This is a genomic window from Amycolatopsis sp. (assembly GCF_035546795.1).
Taxonomy (GTDB): domain Bacteria; phylum Actinomycetota; class Actinomycetes; order Mycobacteriales; family Pseudonocardiaceae; genus Amycolatopsis_E.
On the sequence record NZ_DASZWC010000004.1, the window covers coordinates 71,620 to 94,792 of the forward strand.

17 protein-coding genes are annotated in these 23,173 nt (G+C 69.0%); 11 read left to right on the forward strand and 6 right to left on the reverse strand.

The genetic code is table 11. The features are described 5' to 3' along the window. Window positions 1–18 precede the first annotated feature (18 nt). Entirely contained in the window at window positions 19–804 is a 786-nt protein-coding gene (locus VHD82_RS05495; protein WP_325697647.1) for an LLM class F420-dependent oxidoreductase, read from the forward strand. A gap of 5 nt (window positions 805–809) precedes the next feature. Here the strand turns inward: VHD82_RS05495 and VHD82_RS05500 are convergent, their stop codons facing one another. Then, complete coding sequence (locus VHD82_RS05500; RefSeq protein WP_325697649.1) at window positions 810–1,313, reverse strand: CGNR zinc finger domain-containing protein; 504 nt, start codon at window positions 1,311–1,313, stop codon at window positions 810–812. Between the two features lie 23 nt (window positions 1,314–1,336). Between VHD82_RS05500 and VHD82_RS05505 the strand changes: the two genes are divergently transcribed. Then, window positions 1,337–2,482 carry an MFS transporter gene (locus VHD82_RS05505; protein WP_325697651.1) on the forward strand — a complete coding sequence of 382 codons (1,146 nt, stop codon included), beginning with the start codon at window positions 1,337–1,339 and terminating at the stop codon, window positions 2,480–2,482. Here the strand turns inward: VHD82_RS05505 and VHD82_RS05510 are convergent. Beyond that, a complete protein-coding gene (locus VHD82_RS05510; protein ID WP_325697653.1) occupies window positions 2,451–2,819 on the reverse strand; it encodes an Rv2175c family DNA-binding protein in 369 nt (122 codons plus the stop codon). The genes VHD82_RS05505 and VHD82_RS05510 overlap by 32 nt on opposite strands. 133 nt (window positions 2,820–2,952) lie before the next feature. Here VHD82_RS05510 and pknB point away from each other — a divergent pair, with 133 nt between their 5' ends. The 3 genes from pknB to VHD82_RS05525 all read left to right on the forward strand — a co-directional run bounded on the left by pknB (window position 2,953) and on the right by VHD82_RS05525 (window position 7,019). Further along, entirely contained in the window at window positions 2,953–4,935 is a 1,983-nt protein-coding gene (pknB, locus tag VHD82_RS05515) for a Stk1 family PASTA domain-containing Ser/Thr kinase (RefSeq protein WP_325697655.1), read from the forward strand. 191 nt (window positions 4,936–5,126) lie between these two features. Further along, window positions 5,127–6,431, forward strand: a complete 1,305-nt coding sequence (locus VHD82_RS05520; RefSeq protein ID WP_325697657.1) for a wax ester/triacylglycerol synthase family O-acyltransferase — start codon at window positions 5,127–5,129, stop codon at window positions 6,429–6,431. A gap of 33 nt (window positions 6,432–6,464) precedes the next feature. Continuing rightward, window positions 6,465–7,019 (forward strand): 2'-5' RNA ligase family protein, encoded by a 555-nt coding sequence (locus tag VHD82_RS05525; RefSeq protein WP_325697659.1) that lies wholly within the window; start codon window positions 6,465–6,467, stop codon window positions 7,017–7,019. Between the two features lie 299 nt (window positions 7,020–7,318). On the opposite strand, the gene VHD82_RS05530 is transcribed toward VHD82_RS05525, so the two are convergent. The 4 genes from VHD82_RS05530 to gltB all read right to left on the reverse strand — a co-directional run bounded on the left by VHD82_RS05530 (window position 7,319) and on the right by gltB (window position 17,210). Further along, on the reverse strand, window positions 7,319–8,722 hold the full coding sequence (locus VHD82_RS05530; protein WP_325698001.1) for a class II 3-deoxy-7-phosphoheptulonate synthase: 1,404 nt from the start codon (window positions 8,720–8,722) through the stop codon (window positions 7,319–7,321). Window positions 8,723–8,813: 91 nt separating this feature from the next. Continuing rightward, window positions 8,814–10,988: an MMPL family transporter gene (locus VHD82_RS05535; RefSeq protein ID WP_325697661.1), complete on the reverse strand. Its 2,175-nt coding sequence runs from the start codon at window positions 10,986–10,988 to the stop codon at window positions 8,814–8,816. 149 nt (window positions 10,989–11,137) lie between these two features. Beyond that, complete coding sequence (locus tag VHD82_RS05540; RefSeq protein WP_325697663.1) at window positions 11,138–12,646, reverse strand: glutamate synthase subunit beta; 1,509 nt, start codon at window positions 12,644–12,646, stop codon at window positions 11,138–11,140. Then, window positions 12,639–17,210, reverse strand: a complete 4,572-nt coding sequence (gene gltB / locus VHD82_RS05545; RefSeq protein WP_325697665.1) for a glutamate synthase large subunit — start codon at window positions 17,208–17,210, stop codon at window positions 12,639–12,641. Before gltB ends, VHD82_RS05540 begins: the two co-directional genes overlap by 8 nt. A 510-nt stretch (window positions 17,211–17,720) precedes the next feature. On the opposite strand from gltB, the gene VHD82_RS05550 reads away from it, so the two are divergent. From VHD82_RS05550 to VHD82_RS05575, 6 genes are all read left to right on the forward strand, one after another. Further along, window positions 17,721–18,641 (forward strand): ABC transporter substrate-binding protein, encoded by a 921-nt coding sequence (locus VHD82_RS05550; RefSeq protein ID WP_325697667.1) that lies wholly within the window; start codon window positions 17,721–17,723, stop codon window positions 18,639–18,641. 10 nt (window positions 18,642–18,651) lie between these two features. Then, window positions 18,652–19,665: an iron ABC transporter permease gene (locus VHD82_RS05555; RefSeq protein WP_325697669.1), complete on the forward strand. Its 1,014-nt coding sequence runs from the start codon at window positions 18,652–18,654 to the stop codon at window positions 19,663–19,665. Further along, complete coding sequence (locus tag VHD82_RS05560) at window positions 19,662–20,438, forward strand: ABC transporter ATP-binding protein (protein WP_325697671.1); 777 nt, start codon at window positions 19,662–19,664, stop codon at window positions 20,436–20,438. The genes VHD82_RS05555 and VHD82_RS05560 overlap by 4 nt, the downstream gene beginning before the upstream one ends. Before the next feature lie 92 nt (window positions 20,439–20,530). Further along, window positions 20,531–20,881: a hypothetical protein gene (locus tag VHD82_RS05565; RefSeq protein ID WP_325697673.1), complete on the forward strand. Its 351-nt coding sequence runs from the start codon at window positions 20,531–20,533 to the stop codon at window positions 20,879–20,881. Window positions 20,882–20,905: 24 nt separating this feature from the next. Then, window positions 20,906–22,261: a hypothetical protein gene (locus VHD82_RS05570; RefSeq protein WP_325697674.1), complete on the forward strand. Its 1,356-nt coding sequence runs from the start codon at window positions 20,906–20,908 to the stop codon at window positions 22,259–22,261. 32 nt (window positions 22,262–22,293) lie between these two features. After that, window positions 22,294–23,061: a hypothetical protein gene (locus VHD82_RS05575; RefSeq protein ID WP_325697676.1), complete on the forward strand. Its 768-nt coding sequence runs from the start codon at window positions 22,294–22,296 to the stop codon at window positions 23,059–23,061. Window positions 23,062–23,173: the final 112 nt, after the last annotated feature.

Here is a 23,173-nt window from a genome sequence, read left to right on the forward strand (position 1 = left end):
TTCACTAGGCTGGGGATCATGACGAGTGCCGACCGGTTCGTGCGGGTGGGCCTGCAGTTGCAGCCCCAGCACGCCGACTACAAGACCATCCGTGAGACGGCTTCGCGTGCCGAGGACCTCGGCGCGGACATCGTTTACAACTGGGATCATTTCTATCCCCTCTACGGTGACCCCGATGGCCCGCACTTCGAGTGCTGGACGATGCTCGGCGCGTGGGCCGAGTCCACGTCGCGCGTCGAGATCGGCGCCCTGGTCACCTGCAACAGCTACCGCAACCCCGAGCTGCTGGCCGACATGGCGCGCACGGTGGACCACATCAGCGGCGGCAGGCTGGTGCTGGGCATCGGCTCCGGCTGGTTCGAAAAGGACTACGACGAGTACGGCTACGAGTTCGGCACGGCGGGCGGCAGGCTCGACGACCTTGCCGAGTCGCTGCCGCGGATCGAGTCCAGGCTCGCCAAGCTGAACCCGGCGCCCACCAGGAAGATCCCGGTGCTCATCGGTGGCGGCGGCGAGAAGAAGACGCTGAAGCTGGTGGCCAAGCACGCCGACATCTGGCACAGCTTCGGTGACCCCGAGGTGGTCGAGCGCAAGGTCGGCATCCTCAAGCAGCACTGCGCCGACGTCGGCCGCGATTTCAACGAGCTGGAGCTGTCGGTCGGCGTGCGGGGCGAGCCGGCCGAGCTGGGCCCGAAGCTGCGCGCGCTGGGCGTCTCGCAGTTCACCGTCGGCGTGGGCGGGCCCGAGTACGACCTGACCCTGCTCGGCAAGTGGATCGACTGGGCCAAGACGCAGAACAACTAGTTTCCTCAGGACCGGGCGCGGTGAGCGGCCACGCGAGCGCGCGTGGCGCAACGGCTTGAGCAGTACCGTTTCCGCTCCCCGCGCCCGGTGTCTACAAAGGACTTTCCGCATGCGCAGATCCCGCCGGGCGGACGCTGCCGCTCGGTGAGGCGGAAGGCCAGCGCCAGGCTCGAAGACGTCAGCAGCCACTCGCCCCATGGCGCATCGTCGCTGCTGTCCACGTGCAGGTGCCACGCGAAACCGCCGTCGTGCGTGGTGAGCCGGGGCGGGCGGGCGTGTTCGGCCAGTGCCACGTTGAGCGCGGCGGCGGCCGCGGCCGTCGTCTCCGCCGCGAAGACCTCCCGCAGCACCACCGCCGCCTCGCGCATCTCGGCCAGGTCGTCCTCGCCCAGCTCGATCGGCTCGGGTTCGTCGTGCGCGAGCAGGACCTCACGCACCTGAGCCGCGGTCGCGGGCCCGGGCAGCAGCACGTTCACCAGGTCCGCGGCTCGCTGGGCCGGATCCATCATGCCGATAGTGTAACGTCTTTTTCATGTTAAGCCGTTACCTGGCGGGCGCGGCGACGGCGCGTACTGGGGACGAGATGTCCGGGCCGGCCCTGTTGCTGCTCGGGCTGACCGTGACCGGCTCACCGATCGCGGCTTCCGCCCTGCTGGCGGGGCTCACGGTTTCCTCCGCTGTCGGCGGCCCGATGTTCGGCACGCTCCTCGACCGCAGCAACCGTCCGGGCCGGCTGCTCGCTGTCACGCTCGCGGCATACGCGCTGGGCCTCGGCGCGATTCTGGCTTCACTCGGCCACTTGCCGATCGTGGCCGTGGTCGCGCTCGCGGTGCTCACCGGATTGTTCAACCCTGCCGTCGCCGGCGGCTGGACAGCTCAGCTGCCGCACGTGCTCGGCGCGCGCGGCCTGACCCGGGGCACGGCGCTGGACGCGCTCACCTTCGACGTCGCCTCCCTCACCGGCCCGGCGCTGGCCGCGCTGATCGCCGACCGGCTTGGCGCCCCCGCGGCATTGGCCACCGCCGTGGGCCTTGTCGTCCTCGCACTGCCCTCGGCGTGGTCACTCCCGGCAACGGCACCCAGCACCGGGAAAACCGCCTGGACAGCCGGTTTCAGGGCGATTCTCGCGTATCGCCCGCTGCTGCGCGCCACCGTGACCTCGACGCTTTCCTACGTCGGGGTCGGCATGTTCGTGGTCTGTCTGCCGTTGCTGGGCGAACGACGCTTCGGCGCCGCCACGCTCGGCACGCTCCTGCTCACCGTCGTGGCCGTGGCTTCCCTGTTCGCGAACGGCCTGCTGGTGCGGAAACCGTGGCCGTGGCGGCAGGACACGCTGCTGCTGGGGAGCACGCTCCTGCTCGCCGCGAGCTACGCGCTGGCCATCCTGCCCGGGTTCGCCGTGGTGTTCGCCGCCGTGCTGACCGGAATCGGTGAAGGCCCACAGCTCGTCGCACTGATGGGCATCCGGCACCGCGAAGCACCGGCGGAACTGCGCGGACGCGTGTTCACGACCGGCGCCAGCCTGAAAGTGACCGGGTTCGCCGGCGGTTCGGCGCTGGCCGGACCACTGGCCGCCCACTCGCTGACGGTGTGCCTGTGCACGGCGGCGGCGATGGAACTGCTGGCCGCGGCGGCCTATCCGGCGCTCAGAACGCCATCGCCTGCGCGCGCCGCTTGACCTCCGTGCCGTGGTTGGTCCGCAACGCGTTGATGGGTGTGACCCCGGGCAGCGACTCGTCCTCGGTGTAGAGCCACCGCAGCATCTCGGTGCGCGTGAAGCCGGCGTCGCCGAGCACTGTCAGCAGCCCTGTCAGCCCTTTCACCGGGGTCGCGCCCGTCAGGAAATCCGCGGGCACGAGGAGATCGCCCTTGCGGCGGATGGCGATCAACTGCCCGTCCCGCAACAGCTGGCGCACCTTGTTCTCCGACAGGCCGAGCTCCGTGCTCACCTCGGCGAGCGAGAGCACCGAGACCTCCGGGCCGAGAATGTCATCAGCGACTGGAATCGCACTCACAGCTGACACTGTGCCACATGGGGTATCACTCAGGGCAATAACGCACGAGCGACGTAACGAAACTTCAACGCGACGAACAAGTTGATCATGGCCTGCGGCCACACGGGTGGCGGAAGTCCGTACGATCGCCTCCGTGACAACCACCGACACCGGTCTGGCCGGAACGCTGCTGGAGCGGCGTTACCGGGTCGACACCCCCATCGCGCGGGGCGGCATGTCCTCGGTGTACCGGGGCGCCGACACGCGGCTGGACCGTCCGGTCGCCATCAAGATCATGGACCCCCGCTTCGCCGACGACCGGTCCTTCGTCGAGCGCTTCGAGCGGGAGGCCAAGTCGGCGGCCAGGCTGCACCATCCGAACGTGGTCACGGTGCACGACCAGGGCGTCGACGGCGATCACGTCTTCCTGGTGATGGAGCTCGTTGACGGCGGCACCCTCCGTGACCTGCTCGACGACCGCGGCGCGCTCGATGCCGCACTCGCCCTGAGCGTCACTGAGCAGATGCTTTCGGCGCTGGCCGCCGCGCACGCCGCCGGCCTGGTGCACCGCGACGTCAAACCGGAGAACGTGCTGATCGGGCGCACCGGCACCCCGCCGACCGGAGTGGTCAAGGTCGCCGACTTCGGCCTCGTCCGCGCGGTCGCCAGCTCCGGCACGACCAGCTCCAGCATCATCCTCGGCACCGTCGCGTACCTGGCGCCCGAGCAGGTCACCACCGGTCTGGCCGGTGAGCGCGGCGACGTGTACTCGGCCGGGATCGTGCTGTACGAGATGCTCACCGGGCGGGTGCCCTACACCGGGGACACCGCGATTTCCGTGGCGTACCGGCACGTGAACGACGACGTGCCGGCGCCGAGCGCGGTGAATCCCCAGGTGCCGGCGGCGCTGGACGACCTGGTGCTGCGCGCCACCCGCCGCGATCCCGAAGCCCGCCCGGCCGACGCGGGCGCGTTCCTCCGGGAGCTGCGCGAGATTCGCGCGTCACTGGGCCTGGGGCCGGTCGCCATCCCGGTACCGCCGGGCAAGGACGACCGGGTTCCGGATGTGGAAAAAACCGTGCCCGCTTTCGCCCCGGTCGGCGGCACTTCCCCGGTTTCCGGGCCGCGCGGCACGCGCGCGCTGCTGCGCCCCGAGGCGACGCGGGCCACCGGGTTCGGCCAGCTGCCGCCCCCGGTTCCGCCACCGGCAGCATCCGCCGAGCCGTCGGCGCACAGCGACCGCAACCGGAGAATCACCCTGTGGGCCATCGCCGCGGTGGTGCTCGTCGCGCTGCTCGGCGGCGGGTTCTGGTGGCTGACCAGCGGGCAGCAGGCATCTCGCACGGCCGCTGTCCCGGCGGTTGCCGGAATGGATCAGGCGACGGCGACGGATACGTTGCGCGCCAACGGTTTCACCGCGAAGGTCACCCAGCAGCGGAGCAACACGGTGGCCGCCGGGCTCGCCGTGCGCACCGATCCGGCAGGTGGTTCGTCGGCCCTCAAGGGCTCCGAAGTCACGCTGGTGATCTCCTCCGGCAAACCCACGGTGCCTGACATCTCCTCGGACACTTCGGTGCAACAGGCCGAAACCGCGATCATCGCGGCCGAACTCGTGCCGGCCCACGACGCCAACGCCGACCAGTACAGCTCCACCGTGCCCAGCGGCAACGTCATTTCGGTGAATCCGCAACCGGGCACCCAGCTCGACGTGAACGGCACGGTCACGATCATCGCGTCCAAGGGCCCCGCGCCACAGCCGGTGCCCGATGTCAGCGGAATGTCCCACGACCAGGCGTTCCAGACCCTGCAGGCGGCCGGGTTCCAGCCGTTCGACGCGGGCACGGAGTTCTCCGACAAGGTCACTGCGGGCAACGTGACGCGCACGGACCCTGAGGCGGGCTCGGAGCCGGAGGGGTCCGCGCTGCGCGTCGGTGTGTACGTTTCCAACGCCGTGCAGGTTCCGTCGGTGATCGGCCAGTCGATCCAGGACGCCGTCCAGACCCTGGAGGCCGCCGGGCTTCAGGTGGAGGGCAAGGGCAAGAACAATCACGGCTTCGGCATCGTCATCCAGACGGATCCGGACGCGGGCAAACTGGTGAAGAAGGGCAGCAAGGTCAATCTGAAAACATTTCCGTAATTAGCCCGGAAATGGTCGCCGAGCCGGACCTTTCGCTGGAATAGTTCGTCTACTGTGGACAATTGCTCCTCCTTTCGAGTGAAGGAGGATCCTGTTAGCGCCCTTGAAACACAACGACTACGCTCTCGTCATGTCTGTGCGCTCCAGTAGTAGCAACTCCATTCCTGTACCCGACCACCGAAGGGTCGACTATGGCTGGCCGCCAACTCAGCGGGCTCGATGTCGCTTTCCTGTGCCTTGAGGCTGAATCCACCCCCATGCACATGGGCGCCGTGGTGATCTTCACTCCGGGCCGGCCGGTGGATCCCGGCGAAATCGCGAAACTGCTTGCCGAACGGGCGACCAGGATTCCCCGGCTGCGGCAGCGCGTCAGCCCCGGTTTCTTCCCGCCGGGCGCGGCGAACTGGACCGACGACCCGTTGTTCGACCCGCACGAGCACATCGACACCCACGAACTGGGTGAGTTCTACGAGGAGGATCCGCTCGCCGCGCACGCCGCCGAGTGGATGGAAGAGCCGCTGGACCTGCACCGTCCGCTGTGGCGGGCGCACGTGGTCACCGGCCTGCCGGACAACAGATTCGCCTTGCTGCTCAAACTGCACCACGCGCTCACCGACGGAGCGGGCGCGTTCGCCGTCGCCGCCGGCCTGCTCGACGAACTGCCCATCACGAAGGCACTGGTGAACGCGCCGGAACCGCGGGCGCGGCCGCGTTCCCCGATCGCGATGCTCAAGGAAACCCTCAGCGACGGCAGGCAGACGGCCGGGATCGCCACCTCGATCCTGCGCGCCGCCCGGCCGTATCCGGTTTCCCCGTTGTCCGCGCCGAGTTCCGCCAGCCGTCGGCTCGGCTTCGTCCGGCTGGAGGAAGCGGAACTGCGCCAGATCCGCGGCGCTCACGGCGGAACGACCAACGACGTGATTCTCGCCGTGCTCTCCGGAGCGTTGCGGCAGTGGATGATCAACCGCGGGCAGCGGGTCGAGCGCAGGCCGTTGCGGGCGCTGATCCCGGTGAGCATGCGCGCCAGGGAAGGCGTCGGCGCGAACCGGCTTTCCGGTTACCTGTGCGACCTTCCGGTGCACCTGGATGATCCCGTGCAGCGGCTGCGCGAGGTCCGGCACGAGATGAACCGCAACAAGGCCACCGGCCCGCACACCGGCGCGGGCGCGGTGCCCGTGCTCGCCGAGCGGATCCCGGCGCCGTTGCACCGGCTGGCCACGCGTGCCGCCGGACAGGCATCCGGGCTGCTGTTCGACATGGTGGTCACCAACGTGCCGCTGCCCAAACTGGAACTGACCCTCGACGGCGCACCGCTGCGCGAGGTGTACCCGCTGGTCCCGCTGGCGCCGCGCAACGCGCTGGGCATCGCGGCGGCGGTCTTCCACGGTGGTGTCCACATTGGACTCCAGGTGAACGGCGCGGCGGTGCCGGACACCGGTTCGCTGCGGGACGCGGTACTCAAGTCGGCCGCTGCTCTATACGAGCGGTCTGTCTAACTCATCGCGGCGTGTGTAGGTCATTATTGATCCATGCCGGTCCCCCCAGCTGCGTGGCTGCCCCATGCGACCAGAAGCGCGATCATCGTGCCGGTACCGGACGCGGAACAAACCGTGGCCTGGCACCGGCGCGGACTGGCCCCGCCGGGTGTGCCGCTGGTGCCCGCGCACGTGACCGTGTTGTACCCGTTCGTACATCCACAACGGATCGACGCGGACACGATCACCGGAATCGAGACGGCGTTGTCCGGGGTCGAGGCGTTCGACTGTGTGTTCTCGCAGGTCAAGTGGTTCGGCGAGGAAGTACTGTGGCTGGAACCCAAGCCGGATCAGCATTTTCGGTCGCTGACCCATGCGGTGTGTAAGCGCTTTCCGGCGCTGCTCCCGTACGACGGCGAGCATCCGGACACCGTGCCACACCTGACGGTGGCGGACAGTCGCACCGGGAACGCGGAGAGCAAACGCCGGGTGGCCACCGACATCACGGCCGCACTCCCCATCCACGCCCGCATCGACACGGTGCGGCTCGTGGCGGGTTATGACGAACATGGCCCTTGGCACCCCATCGCGGAGTTCTCGCTGGGGTAGGGGTCGCGTCGCAGACCCGCCCGGAGTTGGGTGATCGTCCCGTCGCGTGCGACGCCGAAATCACTTTGCCCCGGGCCCGCGCCTCCGGCGAGGAGAATCGTTTTTCCCTTGCGTAGCAACGGTTACGCTGCAACAGCAACGGACGCGCGCGGAGCGCGCTCTGTGTACCCCACCCCCGCCCCGATCGCGCAGTGTTCAAGGGCGCTGGGGATCGGTTCGGTGGCGGCGTGTGAGCAGGGTGGCGGCGCGGCTTGCGTTGCCGGGTCGCTGGTGCCGGGGTGGCGGTTGGGTGTGGCGTGTCAGCCGCGCAGCATCTCCGCTACCAGGAAGGCCAGCTCCAGGCTCTGCTGCGTGTTCAAGCGCGGATCACAAGCCGTCTCGTAGCGGCCGGCCAGGTCGACGTCCGAGATCTCCTGGGCACCGCCGAGGCATTCGGTCACGTCCTCGCCGGTCAGCTCGACGTGGATACCGCCGGGGTAGCTGCCCAGCTTGTGGTGCACCTCGAAGAAGCCTTGCACCTCATCGATGATCCGGTCGAAATGCCGGGTCTTGTACCCGGTCGACGACTCGTGCGTGTTGCCGTGCATCGGGTCGCACTGCCAGATCACCTTGTGCCCGGTGGCCTCGACCTTCTCCACGATCGCGGGCAGCACCTCGCGCACCTTCCCGTTGCCCATCCGCGCGATGAGCGTCAAGCGGCCGGGCTCGTTGTGCGGATCGAGGCGTTTGACGTACTCCACGGCCTGCTCGGGCGTGGTGGTCGGGCCGATCTTGACACCGATCGGGTTGGCCAGCAGCTCCGCCAGCGCGATGTGTGCCCCGTCCAGCTGCCGCGTCCGCTCGCCGACCCACAGGAAGTGCGAGGACAGGTTGTACAGCTTCGGGTTCGCCGCATCCGCGTTGTCCAGGCGCAGCAACGCCCGTTCGTAGTCGAGCAGCAACGCCTCGTGGCTGGCGAAGATCTCGGTGGACTGCAGCGAAGTGTCCGTGACGCCACAGGCCGACATGAACCGCAGCCCGCGGTCGATCTCCCCGGCCAGCGCCTCGTACCGCTCGCCGGCGGCCGACGTCCGCACGAAGTCCTTGTTCCAGTCGTGCACCTGCGCCAGCGAAGCCATCCCCGCCCCGGTGAGCGCGCGCACCAGGTTCATCGCCGCACCGGCGTTGGCGTACGCGCGGATCATGCGGCCGGGATCGGGGATCCGCAGCTCGGGCTTGGCGACCAGCGAGTTGACGATGTCGCCTCGGTAGACCGGCAGGCCCAGCGCGTCGGTGGCGTTCGAGCGCGGCTTGGCGTACTGGCCGGCGATCCGGCCGACCTTCACCACCGGCAGGCTCGCGCCGTAGGTGAGCACCACGGCCATCTGCAGCAGCGTGCGCAGGTTGGCCCGGATATGCGGCTCGGTGTTGGACTCGAAGGTCTCCGCGCAGTCGCCGCCCTGCAGCAGGAACGCCTCGCCGCGGGCGACCATCGCGAGCCGGCCGCGCAGGCGGTCGATCTCCAGCGGCACGGTGATCGGCGGGACGCTCTCCAGCACCCCGCGGACCCGGCGGGTGGCATCGGGATCGGGCCACTCCGGCTGCTGCGCGGCAGGGCGCGACAACGCGACGTCGAGCTGTTCGCGCAGCTCGGGCGGCAGCGGCGGAAGTTCCGGGAGGGTGTCGACGGGGACGTCCACTGTCCAGTTCACGGCACCCAGGATATCGACGCCACCGTGAGCCCTGTCCGCCGGTAGCCGACGACACCGGATCGTGCGCGACCGGCCCGGCTGAGGCCGGCCGCGCACGAACGGCTCAGCGTTGCCCGGAACTCACCGGATCACGCGGCGCGACCGTCGGCTTGGCGCGGTCCCCGTGCCCCGGCCACCACGCGGCGCGGCCGATGAGCGCGGTCAGGCTCGGCACGAAGAACATCGCCATCACGAACGCGGCGACGAGAATGCCGAAGGAGAGCGCGAAACCCATCTCCGCCAGCAGCGAGTTCCCGGCCAGCATGAGCGCGCCCAGCGAGCCGGCGAGGATGACGCCTGCCGCGGCGATCGTCGGCCCGGTGTGCCGGACCGCCAGCGCAGCCGCTTCGCGGGGCGATTTGCCCGCCTTCACCTCCTCGCGCAGTCTCGCCATCATCAGGATGTTGTAGTCGGTGCCCAGCGCGACCACGAACATGTAGATGATCAGCGGGATCATGAAGATCAGCCCGGACTCGCCGACGATGCCCTGGAACAGCCATGTGGTCGCGCCGAGCGTCGCGGCGAAGCCGAGGCCCACCGACGCCATCACGTACCACGGCGAGACCACGCTGCGCAGCAACAGCCCGAGCACGATCATGATCAGCACCGCGGCCACCGGGAACACCACGCGATAGTCGCGGTTCATCGTGTCCTGGATGTCCACGTACACCGCCGTGACGCCGCCGACGAGCGCCTTGGCACCTGGGGGCGCGGCGGCGTGTGCGGTGTCACGCAGCGGGCCGCTCACCGTGTCGATCGCCGCGGAGGAGGCCGGATCGTCGGCCAGCACCACCGAGTAGTTCGCGACGGCGTGGTTGCCGTTCAGCTGCGGTTTGCCGACCTGGCCCACCCCGTGCACCCCGGCGATCTTCGCGCCGAACTCGTCCAGCTCGGCCTGGCTGAGCGCCGTGCCGTTCTCGTTCTGCAGGTAGACGTTCGTCGGCGAGGTCGCGCCCGCGGGCAGGCTCCTCTCCAGCGCCTTCATGGTCACCTGCGATTCGGCCGTGTCCGGCATCGAGCCCGAGGACAGGTCGAAGCTCGGATTGAAGCTGAACAGCCCGATCGCCAGCGCCACCATCACCACGCCGGACACGCCCGCGAAAACCGCCGGACGGCGCCCGACCGCGCGGCCCACCGCACCGAACCGGGCGGCCTTGGGCTCACTCCGCCAGGCCTTTGACGGCCAGAACACCTTGGTACCCAACAGCGAAACCACTGCCGGGACAAGGGTCAGCCCGGCCAGCAGGGTCACCGCGACGGCGATCGCGAGCGATGGGCCCATCGACCGGAAGAAGCCGAACAGCGACAGCGCCATGGTCAGGAACGCGATGATCACCACGGCCGCCGCCGACGTGATCGCCTCGCCGACCCGGCTCACCGCCGTCACCATCGCCTGTTTCGGTTCGTCGCCGGCGCGCAGGCGTTCCCGGTAACGGAACATCAGGAACAGGATGTAGTCGGTGCCGACGCCGAAGAGCACCACGATCAGGATCGAGGAGATCGACGAATCCGCCTGCATACCGAAGAGTTTGACCACCCACGCGATCAGCCCGTTGGCGATCTGTGAAACGACTCCGATGAGGATGATCGGCAGCAGCGCGATGATCGGACTCCGGAAGATCAGCAGCAGCAGGACGAGGATCAGCAATACGGTCGCGATCCCGACGATGCCCTGCGAATTGCTCGACGCCTCCTGCGAATCCAGTTGCTGCGCAACGGTTCCCGTGGTGCCGGCCTTGAGGTCCGTGCCCGCGACGGCCGCCTGCAGCTCGGTGCGGAACGCCTTCGCCGACGAGGTCAGCTCCTGCGCGTTGGACCCGGACAGCTGCGGCATCTTCAGCGCGGAAATCGCCACCGGCGCACCCTCCGCGGCCGGCGGCGGCACGATGGCCTCGATGTCCTTCAGGTGCTTCCCGCTCAGGTCGGTGACGACCTGGGAGACCTTGTCGGCATCCGCTTTGGTCAGTTTCCCGCCGTCGGCGCGTTCGAACACCACGATCATCGACGGGCTGAAGGCGGACGGGAAGGCCTGCTGGCCCAGCGTCGCCGCCTGGATGGACTCGTAATCCCTTGGCAGCGCGTCACTTTCGTCCGTGCTCTTCGGCAGCCCCGGCGCGGTGGCGATGACCACGACGGCCAGCAGCACCCAGGCCGCGACGACCCACCACGGCCGGTGCACGACAAATCTGCCGAGCCTCGCGAACACACCTTTGTCCAGTGTTTCCGGCACGGAAACCATGCTCACCCCTGTCAGCCCCTGTGTCGGGTCGAAATTCACCCGATGTTGAGGCCAGTGAACCGAGAAGGGCGGCGGGCTGCCAGGTGAGTGCGGTCACTCCTGAGGGTTCGCTGAGAACCCCGCACCAGGACGCGAACAGGAACCGGGCGCTAGACCACTGCCAGCGGCAACGCCGTGGGGTGCACGGGCGCCGGGAGATCAGAAGCACCGGTGAGGTACGCGTCGACGGCGTTGGCCACCGAGCGGCCCTCCGCGATCGCCCACACCACAAGGGAAGCACCGCGATGCGCGTCGCCGCAGACGAAGACGCCGGGCGCCTCGGTCTGCCAGTCCGCACCGCAGCCGATCCGGCCCCGCTCGGTCAGCTCGATGCCGAGGTCGTCGAGCAGCCGCATGTGCTCCACGCCTTCGAAACCGATCGCCAGCAGCACCAGGTCCGCCGGGATCTCCTCGACCTCGTCGTTGACCAGCACGACCTCACGCACGCCCGTCTCCGGGTTCCGCGAGACGCGCACCTTCTGCAGCTCCAGCGCGCGCACGCGGCCTTCGTCGTCACCGACGAACCGCTTCACGGCGACCCCGAACACGCGCTCGCCGCCCTCCTCGTGCGCCGGGTACGTGCGCAGGATGTACGGCCACGTCGGCCACGGCGACCTGTCGTCGTCTCGGGTGCTCGGCGGCATCGGGTAGTTGTCCAGCTGCGTCACCGACAGCGCACCCTGGCGGGTGGCGGTGCCGTAGCAGTCGGCGCCGGTGTCCCCGCCGCCGATGACGATGACGTGCTTGCCCTCGGCGTCGATCTCCGGCGGCCCGTCGCCCTCGACCTGCCTGTTCGCCTGAACCAGGTGCTCCATGGCCAGGTGCACACCGGCCAGCTCGCGGCCCGGGGTGACCGTGTCGTCCCGGCCGCGCAGCGCGCCCACCGCGAGCACCACCGCGTCGTAGCGGGCACGCAGCTCCTCGACCGTCAGGTCGACGCCGACCTCGCAGCCGGTGACGAACTGCGTTCCTTCCTTGCGCAGCTGGGCCAGCCGCCTGTCCAGGTGCTTCTTCTCCATCTTGAACGCCGGGATGCCGTAGCGGAGCAGCCCGCCGAGCCTGTCGTCCCGCTCGAAGACCGTCACCTCGTGGCCGGCGCGGGTCAGCTGCTGCGCCGCGGCCAGACCCGCCGGCCCGGACCCGACGACCGCCACCCGCTGCCCCGAGGACACCTCCGCGGCCTGCGCCTCGACGAGCCCCATTTCCCAGGACTGGTCGGCGATCGTGGCCTCGACCCGCTTGATCGCGACCGGACCGCCGGAGGCGGGCGAGATCGACAGCACACAGCCCGCCTCGCACGGTGCGGGGCACAACTTCCCGGTGAACTCCGGGAAGTTGTTGGTGGCGTGCAGCCGATCGCTCGCGGCCGCCCAGTGGCCCTCGCGCACCAGGTCGTTCCACTCCGGGATCAGGTTGCCCAGCGGACAACCGGAACCGCCGGAGTGACAGAACGGGATACCGCAGTCCATGCACCGGCTCGCCTGGGTGCGCACCTCTTTGTTGCGCTCCTCGGCACCGAGGTCGGCGTAGACCTCACGCCAGTCGTGCACTCGCTCCTCGCGCGGGCGCTTCTTCGGCTCCTCGCGCTCGAACTTCATGAAGCCCGTCGGGTCAGCCACGAGCCACCTCCATGATCGCCTCGTCCACATCGCGCCCGGACGCCTTCGCCGCCTTGGCCGCCGCCATCACCCGCGCGTAGTCGCGCGGCATCACCTTGGTGAAGGAGGCGGAACGGCGCGGCCAGTCGCCCAGCAGCGACGCGGCCACGGCCGAGCCGGTCAGCTCTTGGTGGCGCGTAACGATTTCCTTGAGCCAGGCCAGATCCTCGGGCTCCGGCGAAAGCAGTTCGACCATCTCGTCGTTGACCCGGGCGCGGTCGAGATCGAGCACGTAGCCGATGCCGCCGGACATCCCGGCGGCCACGTTCCGGCCGGTCGGCCCGAGCACCACGGCCCGGCCGCCGGTCATGTACTCGAAGGCGTGGTCGCCCACCCCCTCGGCGACGAGCACCGCGCCGGAGTTGCGCACCGCGAACCGCTCCCCGACCTGCCCGCGCAGGAACATCTCGCCGCCCGTGGCACCGTACGCCAGCGTGTTGCCCGCGATCACCTGGCGCTCGGCCGCGAAAGTCGCGTCCTGGTGCGGGCGCACGATCACGCGGCCGCCGGAAAGGCCCTTGCCCACGTAGTCGTTCGCGTCGCCGATCATCTCCAGGGTGACCCCGCGCGGCAGGAACGCGCCGAGCGACTGCCCGGCCGAACCGGTCAGCGTGACGTGGATCGTGCCGTCGGGCAGACCCTCGCCGCCGTAGCGGCGGGTGATCTCCGAGCCGAGCAGCGTGCCCACGGTGCGGTTCACGTTGCGCACCGGGAGCTCGATGTTCACCCGGTGCGCGTCCTCCAGCGCCGCCTCGGCCAGCTGGATGAGCGTGCGGTCCAATGCGTGCTCAAGCCCGTGGTCCTGCTCGCGGATCTTGCGCCGGGAACCTCCGTAAGGGGTGTCCTTCGGCATCTCGAAGATCGGCGCCAGATCGAGGCCGTTGGCCTTCCAGTGGTCCACGGCCTCGTCCACGTCGAGCACGTCGGCCCGGCCGATAGCCTCGTCGAGGGTGCGGAAGCCCAGTGCGGCAAGGGTTTCCCGCACTTCCTGGGCCACGAACCGGAAGTAGTTGATCACGTGCTCGGCCTGCCCGGTGTAGCGCTTGCGCAGCTCCGGGCTCTGCGTGGCGACCCCGACCGGACAGGTGTCGAGGTGGCAGACGCGCATCATCACGCAGCCGGCCACGATCAGCGGCGCGGTCGCGAAGCCGTACTCCTCGGCGCCGAGCAGCGCGGCGACCACCACGTCCCGCCCGGTCTTCATCGCGCCGTCCACCTGCACGGTGATCCGGTCGCGCAGGCCGTTGAGCATCAGCGTCTGCTGTGTCTCGGCGAGGCCGATCTCCCACGGCGTGCCCGCGTGCTTCAGCGAGTTCAGCGGCGAAGCGCCGGTGCCGCCGTCGTGCCCGGAGATGAGCACCACGTCGGCGTGCGCCTTGGACACGCCGGCCGCGACCGTGCCCACGCCCAGCGAGCTGACCAGCTTCACGTGGATGCGGGCCTTTTCGTTGGCGTTCTTCAGGTCGTGGATCAGCTGAGCCAGGTCTTCGATCGAGTAGATGTCGTGGTGCGGCGGCGGGGAGATCAAGCCGACACCCGGGGTGGAATGCCGGGTGCGCGCGATCCACGGGTAAACCTTGTTCGGCGGGAGCTGACCGCCCTCGCCGGGCTTCGCGCCCTGCGCCATCTTGATCTGGATGTCGTCGGCGTTGACCAGGTACTCGCTGGTCACCCCGAACCGGCCGCTGGCGACCTGCTTGATCGCGCTGCGGCGCTCCGGGTCGTACAGGCGCTCGGGATCCTCGCCACCTTCACCGGTGTTGGAGCGCCCGCCGATCCGGTTCATCGCTATCGCCAGCGTCTGGTGCGCCTCGGCCGAAATCGAACCGTAGGACATCGCGCCGGTGTTGAACCGCTTGCAGATCGACTCGATCGACTCGACCTCTTCGATCGGCACGGGCTCGCGCTCACCGGGCTTGAACTTGAACATCCCGCGCAGTGCGCCACCCTCGCGGGCGAGCCGGTGCACCTCGTCGGTGTAAGCCCGGTACGCCTCCTCGCGGCGCGTCTTCGACGCGTGCTGCAGCAGGAAGACCGTCTCCGGGGTGAACAGGTGCAGCTCGCCCTCGCGCCGGTACGCGTACTCGCCACCGGTGTCCAGGCGGCGGTGCACCCGGTCGGTCGGGTTGTCCGGATACGCCCGCCGGTGCCGCACCGCGACCTCCTCGGCCAGCACCTCGAGCCCGACCCCGCCGAGTTTGGAGGTGGTGCCGGTGAAGTACTCGTCGAGCAGTTCCTGCGACAGGCCAAGGGATTCGAAGACCTGGGCCGCGGTGTACGCGCTCACGGTCGAGATGCCCATCTTGGACATGATCTTCTGCACGCCCTTGACCAGCGCCTTGACGTAGTTGCGGATCGCCTGGCGCGGCTCGATCCCGGTCAGCGTGCCCTGGTTGATCATGTCTTCGATCGTTTCGAAGGCCAGGTACGGGTTCACCGCCGCGGCGCCGTAGCCGAGCAGCAGCGCGATGTGGTGCACCTCGCGCGCGTCCCCGCTCTCCACGACCAGCGCGACACGCAGCCTTTCCTTGGTGCGCACCAGGTGGTGGTGCACCGCGGAGACCAGCAGCAGCGACGGGATCGGCGCCATCCGGTGGTCGGAGTCGCGGTCGGACAGCACCAGCGTGCGCGCCCCGGCCGCGATCGCCTCGGACGCCTCGCGGCGGACGCGCTCGATCGCTTCGTGCAGCGCCTTCCCGCCACCGTCCACTTCGAACAATCCGGACAGGACGGTGCAGGCGAACCCGGGCAGGTCGCCGTCGTCGTTGATGTGGATGAGCTTGGCCAGCTCGTCGTTGTCGATCACCGGGTACGGCAGCTGGATGTGCCGGCAGGACGCCGGGGACGGGTCGAGCAGGTTGCGCTCGGGACCCATGATCCGGCTCATCGAGGTGACCAGCTCCTCGCGGATCGCGTCCAGCGGCGGGTTGGTGACCTGCGCGAAACCCTGCTTGAAGTAGTCGTAGAGCTGCCGCGAGCGCTTGGACAGCACCGCGGGCGGGGTGTCGGTGCCCATCGAGCCGATCGGCTCCGCACCCTTGGCCGCCATCGGCCCGAGCAGGATCTTGAGCTCTTCCTCGCTGTAGCCGAAGGAAAGCTGGCGGCGCAGCACCGAATCGTGGCTCTGCGTCACGTGATCACGGTCGCGCAGGTCCGCCAGCTGCAGCAGCCCCGCGTGTACCCACTCGCCGTAAGGCAGCTTGCGGGCGAGCGCCGTCTTGACCTCGTTGTCGTCGACGAGACGGCCGGCTTCGGTGTCCACCAGGAACATCCGGCCCGGCTTGAGCCGTCCCTTCGCGACGACCTCCTCCGGCGGCACGTCCAGCACCCCGGCCTCACTGGCCAGCACGACACGGCCGTCAGCGGTCTGCCACCATCGCGCCGGGCGCAACCCGTTGCGGTCGAGCACCGCGCCGACGAGCGTACCGTCGGTGAACGTGACGCAGGCCGGGCCGTCCCACGGCTCCATCAGGTTCGTGTGGAACTGGTAGAACGCGCGGCGCTCGGCGTCCATCGTGGCGTGGTTCTCCCACGCCTCGGGGATCATCATCAGCACCGCGTGCGGCAGGCTGCGCCCACCGAGGTGCAGCAGCTCCAGCACCTCGTCGAAGGAGGCGGAGTCCGACGCGTCGGGCGAACAGATCGGGTACAACCTGGACAGATCGCCGGGCAGGATGTCCGACTCCAGCAGCGCTTCGCGGGCGCGCATCCGGTTCCGGTTGCCGCGAACGGTGTTGATCTCGCCGTTGTGCGCGACGAACCGGAACGGGTGCGCCAGCGGCCACGACGGGAAAGTGTTCGTGGAGAAGCGGCTGTGCACCAGCGCGATCGCGCTCGCCAGCCGCTCGTCACGCAGGTCGGCGAAGAACGCCGGCAGCTGCTCGGGGGTGACCATTCCCTTGTAGACGATGGTGCGCGAGGACAGCGAAGGGAAGTACGTGCCGCACTCGGCCGCCTCGGTGTCGTGCTCGGCGCGCTTGCGCAGGCAGAACGCGAGCCTGTCCAGCGCGATCCCGGACGGCCGGACCCCGTCGGCATCCGGTTTGCCCGCCACGAAAAGCATCGCGAAATGCGGCATCACCGAACGCGCCGTCGGCCCGATGCCGGCCGCGTCGGCGTCGGTGGGCAGTTCACGCCAGCCCAGCACGTCGAGGCTTTCCTCTTCGGCCAGCCGTTCGATCAGCGCGACGGCCTTGGCGCGCTGCTCCTCGTCGACCGGCAGGAAGGCGATCCCGGCGGCGTAACGCTGCGCGCCGGACGAGTCCGGTGTGGGCAGTGCGAAGGGGGTTTCGGTCCGCAGCAACGCATCCGGCAGCTGCAGGAGGATACCGGCACCGTCGCCGGAGGTCGGTTCGGCGCCCGCCGCACCGCGGTGGTCGAGGTTGGTCAGCGCGGTCAGCCCGTCGGTGACGATCCGGTGTGATCGCCGTCCGCGGATGTCGGCCACCATGGCGACACCACAGGAATCCTGTTCGGTGGCAGGGTCGTACAGGCCCTGCTTGCCTGGGAGGGCGGAGAAGATCATGCGGGGACCTCCTTCGTCGTCGTCGTGCTCAGTTCGGAAAGTTCCCCCGGTTTTGCTGTGCTCGGGACGACGATGGCCCGCTGATTAGCGCGACCTTAACACCCAGGAAACACAACGGCACCCTCTCGGAGAGTGGATTTTCTCATCGAGGAGGTAACGATCTGGCTGCGGCGAACGACATCGTTCCTGATGGGCGGAAACGCCTCGCTGCGGTCCAGTGTAGCCCTGCGCTGAATCCTTCCAAGATTACGCGAACGTCCGCCCTGGCGGCCAGATCCGCCGGTGGTAGCGTTCCTCACGCTGGTCAGCGGCGTGCTGACCGCGGACGCGTTCGGCAGCGAAACCGGTGTGAACCCGGTGCTGTGCCGCAACTGTGATGGGTCGGCCACGTTCGGTCGACCCGAGCCAGGTCGCCTGCCGTTCTCGCCCGACGCCACCTACCTCCGGTACAGAGGTGCGGCGTGACCGGGGACGGCACGGCGCGCCACCGGCCGAACCCCCGAGGTCGCCATGTCGCGCAGGCTCGCAGTCCTGCTGCTGTCGTCACTGCTCGTGCTCGCGGGCTGCGCCAGCCACGAACAGAACGAGGATTCCACCGCCAAACCGGACACCGAGGCCACCTTCCCGGTGACGATCGGCTCGGTCACGATCGACAGCCAGCCCACCCGGATCGTCTCGTTGTCACCGTCCGCGACCGAGACGCTCTTCGCCGTGGGCGCGGGTCAGCAGGTGGTCGCGGTCGATTCTTATTCGGACTATCCGAAAGAGGCGCCACACACCTCGCTTTCCGCGCTGAGCCCCGATCCGGAGGCCATCGCCGGCTACCGCCCCGACCTCGTCGTGGTGGCCGCCGACAACACCGGACTTGCCGCCGCACTGGCGAAAACCGGCACCAAGACGCTCGTCATGCCGGACGCGAAGAACCTGGACGAGGCCTACGCCCAGTTCGTCGAGCTCGGCAAGGCCACCGGGCACCAGGCCGAGGGCGAAAGCCTGGCGAACCAGACCCGGTCGGACATCGACAAGATCGTGGCCGGCACCCCGAAACCGGCGAAGCCGCTCAGCTACTACTACGAGCTGGATCAGACGTACTACAGCGCGACGTCGGCCACCTTCATCGGCCAGGTGCTCGGCCGGTTCGGGCTGACGAACATCGCCGACGGCAACGATCCGTCGAATTCCGGCGGATACCCGCAGCTTTCTGCAGAACGCATTTTGCAGGCCGATCCGAGCCTCATTTTTCTTGCCGACAGCACGTGCTGCGGGCAGAACGCGCAGACCGTCGGCGCGCGCCCGGGCTGGAACACGCTGACCGCCGTCAAGCAGGGCCACATTTTCGCGCTCGACGAGGACATCGCCTCCCGCTGGAGCCCGCGCATCGTCGACCTCGCGCGTGCGGTGTCGGACGCGGTCACTCGCGCCGAGCAGTGATCCGTCCCTCGTGAACACGACCCGGTTACGCCTGTGGACGGTGTTGCTCGCCGTGCTCGTGCTGCTGGTGGTGCTGGTGGTCGCGGTGCTGCTCGGCGCCGGCGATCTCGGCTGGCAGCGCGTGCTCGGCGAGATCTGGGCGGAGGTCACCGGCGGCCGCTCCCCGCTGTCCGAACGGGAGGCCGCGATCGTCTGGCAGCTGCGGGTGCCGAGGGTGCTGCTCGCCGGGCTGGTCGGTGCCGCGCTTGCCATGTCCGGCGCCACTTTCCAGGGCGTGTTCCGCAACCCGCTGGCCGATCCGTACCTGCTGGGCGCGGCCGCGGGCGCCGGGATGGCGGCAACGATCGTCGTCGTACTCACCCCGCACGCTGGCGGCTGGCTGCCCGCGGCCGCGTTCGTCGGCGCGCTCGGCGGGGTCGGGCTGAGCTGGCTGCTCGGCCGTTCCTCGGGCGGGACAGGAACATCCACCCTGCTGCTCGCGGGCGTCGCGGTGGGTTCGTTCCTGTCCGCCGTGCAGACGTTCGCGCAGCAGCTGAACACCGAGACGATCAAGCAGGTCTACACGTGGATGCTCGGTGGGCTGAACGTCAGCGGGTGGCACGAGGTGCTGATCGCACTGCCCTACATCGCCGTCTCCGCCGTGGTGCTGTGCGCTTCCGGCCGGTTGCTCGACGTGCTTTCCCTCGGGGACACCGAAGCCGCGTCGCTCGGCGTCCGGCCGGGGCGGGTGCGGCTGGTGTTGCTGGTCGCCGCGTCGCTGGCCACGGCGGCGGCGGTTTCGGTCAGCGGGCTGATCGGGTTCGTCGGCATCGTCGTGCCGCACATCGTCCGGATGCTGGCCGGGTCCAGCTACCGGGTGGTACTGCCGCTGTCGCTGCTGGCCGGGGCCGCGTTCCTGATCGTGGCGGACCAGATCGCGCGCACGATCCTGCCCGGCGAACTGCCACTGGGCGTCGTCACCGCGTTCGCCGGAGCGCCGTTTTTCGTGGTGGTACTGCGTTCTTCCCGGGGGCAGCGCACATGACGTCACTGAAGCTGCGGAACGTGCACGCGGGCTACGACGGCCGCCCGGTCGTGCGCGACGTGAGCGTGCAGGTGCCGGACGGCAGCTGGCTGGCGATCGTCGGGCCGAACGGCGCGGGAAAGTCCACCCTGCTCAAGACGATGGCCGGGCTGCTGCCGGGCGGCGGTGAGCTGTCCGTCGACGCACATCCGGTGAACACGTTGTCCCGCCAGGAAAAGGCCCGGCTGCTCAGCTATGCCCCGCAGGACCCGGTGCTGCCGGCCGGACTCACCGTGACCGACTACGCCTTACTGGGGCGCACCCCGCACCTCGGCCTGCTCGCCCGCGAGAGCGCCGCCGATCTGTCCATTGTGGAGGATGTGCTCGCCAGGCTCGACCTGACCGCGCTCGCCGGGCGGCGGCTGGCCACGCTTTCCGGTGGGGAACGCCAGCGCACCGTGCTGGCCAGGGTGCTTGCCCAGCGCGCCGGCCTGCTGCTGCTCGACGAACCCACGACGGGGCTGGACATCGGGCACGCGCAGGCGCTGCTGGAGCTGATCGACCGGCTGCGCCGGGAGGACGGCACCACGGTGGTGTCCACATTGCACGACCTGACTTTCGCCGCCCAGTACGCCGGGCACCTGCTGTTGCTGGCCGGCGGGGAGGTCGTCGCCGCGGGCGCGCCTGACAAAGTGCTGACAGCACCGGCGCTGGCTCGCCACTACGGTGCAGCTGCCGACATCCTGACCGCCGAGCACGGCGAACTCGTGGTCGCGCCGGTCCGGCCGAAGTAGACGTTCCGGACTTTTCGCTTTTTCCCCGAAAGCGAGTACGGGGCGGGTACGGGTGCTTTATTCTCACCCCCGGTAACAGGTGACGAACTTCTGTGGGGGGACTGTCCGTGGACTTCCATGTCGACCCGGATGCGGTGAAGGGCTACGCCGAGACGCTCGACGGGCTCAACTCCGCGATCGACGCGATCAACGAGTACATGCACACCTACGGCCTGGACAAATCCGGTTTCACCGGGCTGTTCATCGTGCTGCATCCGGTGATCGACCTCGTCGGCTCGCTCTTCGGCGACACGCTCGGTTTCGGCAGACAGCGGCTGGCGTCGCTTGTGGACGGTGTGAAACAGACAGCGCAGGCGTACCAGGACATCGACGAGCAGGCGGCCAAGGCGCTGGAGGACCTGCTCCGGGAACTGCAGAACGAGAACGTTCCCGTCATCAACTGACCCGGCCGAAACGGATCCCACCCCATGGCACGCACGCACCACACGACGCCCCACAACCGGCCAACCCAGCCGACGCATACGCCGCCGCGCACGCAAACGCCGCCGAACCACCCACAGACGCAGCACCCGAACCAGCCCGCGCAACCCACACAGCCGACGCAACCGCCGCAGCAACAGCAGCCGCAACATCCGCAGCAGCCAGGTCAGACGCATCCGCAGCAGCGCGGCGGCACTGGGGACGACGGCTCCACCCGCCCCAGCCAGACCGACGACAGCGGCACCACGCGCCCGTCCTCGGAAGAGGGCGGCGAGGAGCGCCCGCGGTCCTCTTCGGACGGTGGTGATTCCGGCTCGGACGAAGGCGGCAACACGCCAGACGGCAACGGCGGCGACCCCGGCTCGGACGAAGGCTCAGACTCGGGCTCCGACGAAGGTTCCGACGACGGCGGAGACAAGGGCGGAGACGAGAGCGGGGACGGCGAGTTCGAGCCCACCACCCCCAGCGGCCAGCTCTCCGACGGCTCCGAGATCTCGGACGTGCTGCAGCCGCCGGAGCCCGGCGACGGTTCCGACGTGCAGCAGCTCGTACAGGACGCCGGGATCGAGGTCATGGCGGTGGACTGGGTGTTCCAGCACATCGCCGGCCAGAGCCTCGTCGACATGGTGATCAAGCCGATCACCGGCGACTTCACCAAGATGCGCCAGAACGGCGACGCCTGGGAAACCATCGGCGACGCGATGAAGCAGTTCTCGGCGACGATGTCGGGGAACGCGGGCATCATCACCGAGAACGACTGGAAGGGCCCGTCCGCGCTGGCGCACAAGGCTTACGTGGACATCGGCTGGAAGGCCGGGCTCGCCGTCGAGGGCCAGGTCGCCAAGCTGATCGCCAAGGGCTTCTTCGCGGTGGCCGACGGTTCCGAGAAGCTCGCCGCGGAAGCGTTGAAGCTGCTGAAGAAACTGATCGACAAGCTCATCGAGATCGCCGCCAAGGCGTGCGTCCCGGTGGTGGGCTGGGCGGCCGAGGCCACCACGATCATCGACGCGCTGGACATCGCGAACCAGATCTTCTCCATCATCGAGATGATCAAGGACATCGTGCAGAAGGTGCAGTCGATGTGGCAGTCCATTCAGGACATCGGCTCGCAGCTGGCGAAGATCAAGGACATCAAGAGTATCGGCGACGTGGTCGACATCGGCAAGAACATCAAGGGCGACGTCAGCGACATTTCGTCCGACGCCAAGGATGTCGCCGGTGACGCCAAGGACATCGGCTCGACAGCGAAGGACATCGGCAAAACCGCCTCGGGCGGCGAAGAAGAGGACGAAGGGGAGTCCCAGAGCCGCAGCAGGCCGCGAACCTCCGCCGCCAGCAGCTGACCCGCCTTCGACGAGTACGTGGAGTAATCCTGATGACCCAGCCCGATCTGGACTCCTGGAAGCCGCCCGCCCTGCGCGAAGCCGAAGCGCAGCTGGACGAGACGATGGTCAAGGCGCGCGACCTGATCAAGAAGACCGAGGAGAAGCTCAAGCAGCTCCCCGACATCGACAACACGGCCAAGCCCGAGGACATCGCCCGCATCAAGGCGGCCGCGGAACGGCCGGATGCCCCCGCGGAAATGCGGGCGCTGAAGAAGAAGGTGGACGCCGGTGAGCTGACCTGGAAGGACGTGCTCGAAGGCAAGGCGCTCAAGGATCCGGCGGTCCGCGAGGCGATGCGCGCCAGGCTCGGAGAGATGCGTGAGATCTACCAGGAGGCCGAAGAAGGCGCCACCCTGGAGGAAATCCTCGAAGCGCGCGGCGTCACGGGAAGCGTTTTCAACGGCGGGGGTGCCACCCGCCCGCAGGCCGCGCCGCAGCCGGTGCAGCAGAGCGAGGACGACTACTTCGCGGGCAACAACTTCCTGGCGGGCCGCCAGGCTCCCCCGCCGCCTCCGCCCCCGCAAGCGCCTCCCCCACAGCCACCGGTGCCCCCGGCCAGGCCGCCGCAGCCGCACCGGCCGGCCCCGCGCGTCCGTCCGCCGCAGGAGCCGCCCGCTGACGACTTCTTCGAAGACCCCTTGGCGCCGCGGAACAAGCCGACGGCGCCGCCGCAACAGCCGAAGCCGCAGCCGCGTCGCCGCCCGCGGGACGATGACGGGGATGACGACGACTACTTCGGCGGTCCCGTCATGCGCTGACGAACTTCCGGATGAACTAGAACCTGTTACCAATCCGGCCGAAGGAATGCGGCGACGGTCAGCAGCCCGACCTGTTCGTAGAGCCGTTTCCACCGTAGCTGCCGTTGGATTG

Excerpts from the sequence above, each read along its gene's own strand:
- VHD82_RS05495 (WP_325697647.1), top strand. The coding sequence starts at position 19 with ATGACGAGTGCCGACCGGTTCGTGCGGGTGGGCCTGCAGTTGCAGCCC.
- VHD82_RS05500 (WP_325697649.1), bottom strand. The coding sequence starts at position 1,313 with ATGATGGATCCGGCCCAGCGAGCCGCGGACCTGGTGAACGTGCTGCTG.
- VHD82_RS05505 (WP_325697651.1), top strand. The coding sequence starts at position 1,337 with ATGTTAAGCCGTTACCTGGCGGGCGCGGCGACGGCGCGTACTGGGGAC.
- VHD82_RS05520 (WP_325697657.1), top strand. The coding sequence starts at position 5,127 with ATGGCTGGCCGCCAACTCAGCGGGCTCGATGTCGCTTTCCTGTGCCTT.
- VHD82_RS05525 (WP_325697659.1), top strand. The coding sequence starts at position 6,465 with ATGCCGGTCCCCCCAGCTGCGTGGCTGCCCCATGCGACCAGAAGCGCG.
- VHD82_RS05535 (WP_325697661.1), bottom strand. The coding sequence starts at position 10,988 with ATGGTTTCCGTGCCGGAAACACTGGACAAAGGTGTGTTCGCGAGGCTC.
- gltB (WP_325697665.1), bottom strand. The coding sequence starts at position 17,210 with ATGATCTTCTCCGCCCTCCCAGGCAAGCAGGGCCTGTACGACCCTGCC.
- VHD82_RS05550 (WP_325697667.1), top strand. The coding sequence starts at position 17,721 with ATGTCGCGCAGGCTCGCAGTCCTGCTGCTGTCGTCACTGCTCGTGCTC.
- VHD82_RS05560 (WP_325697671.1), top strand. The coding sequence starts at position 19,662 with ATGACGTCACTGAAGCTGCGGAACGTGCACGCGGGCTACGACGGCCGC.
- VHD82_RS05570 (WP_325697674.1), top strand. The coding sequence starts at position 20,906 with ATGGCACGCACGCACCACACGACGCCCCACAACCGGCCAACCCAGCCG.
- VHD82_RS05575 (WP_325697676.1), top strand. The coding sequence starts at position 22,294 with ATGACCCAGCCCGATCTGGACTCCTGGAAGCCGCCCGCCCTGCGCGAA.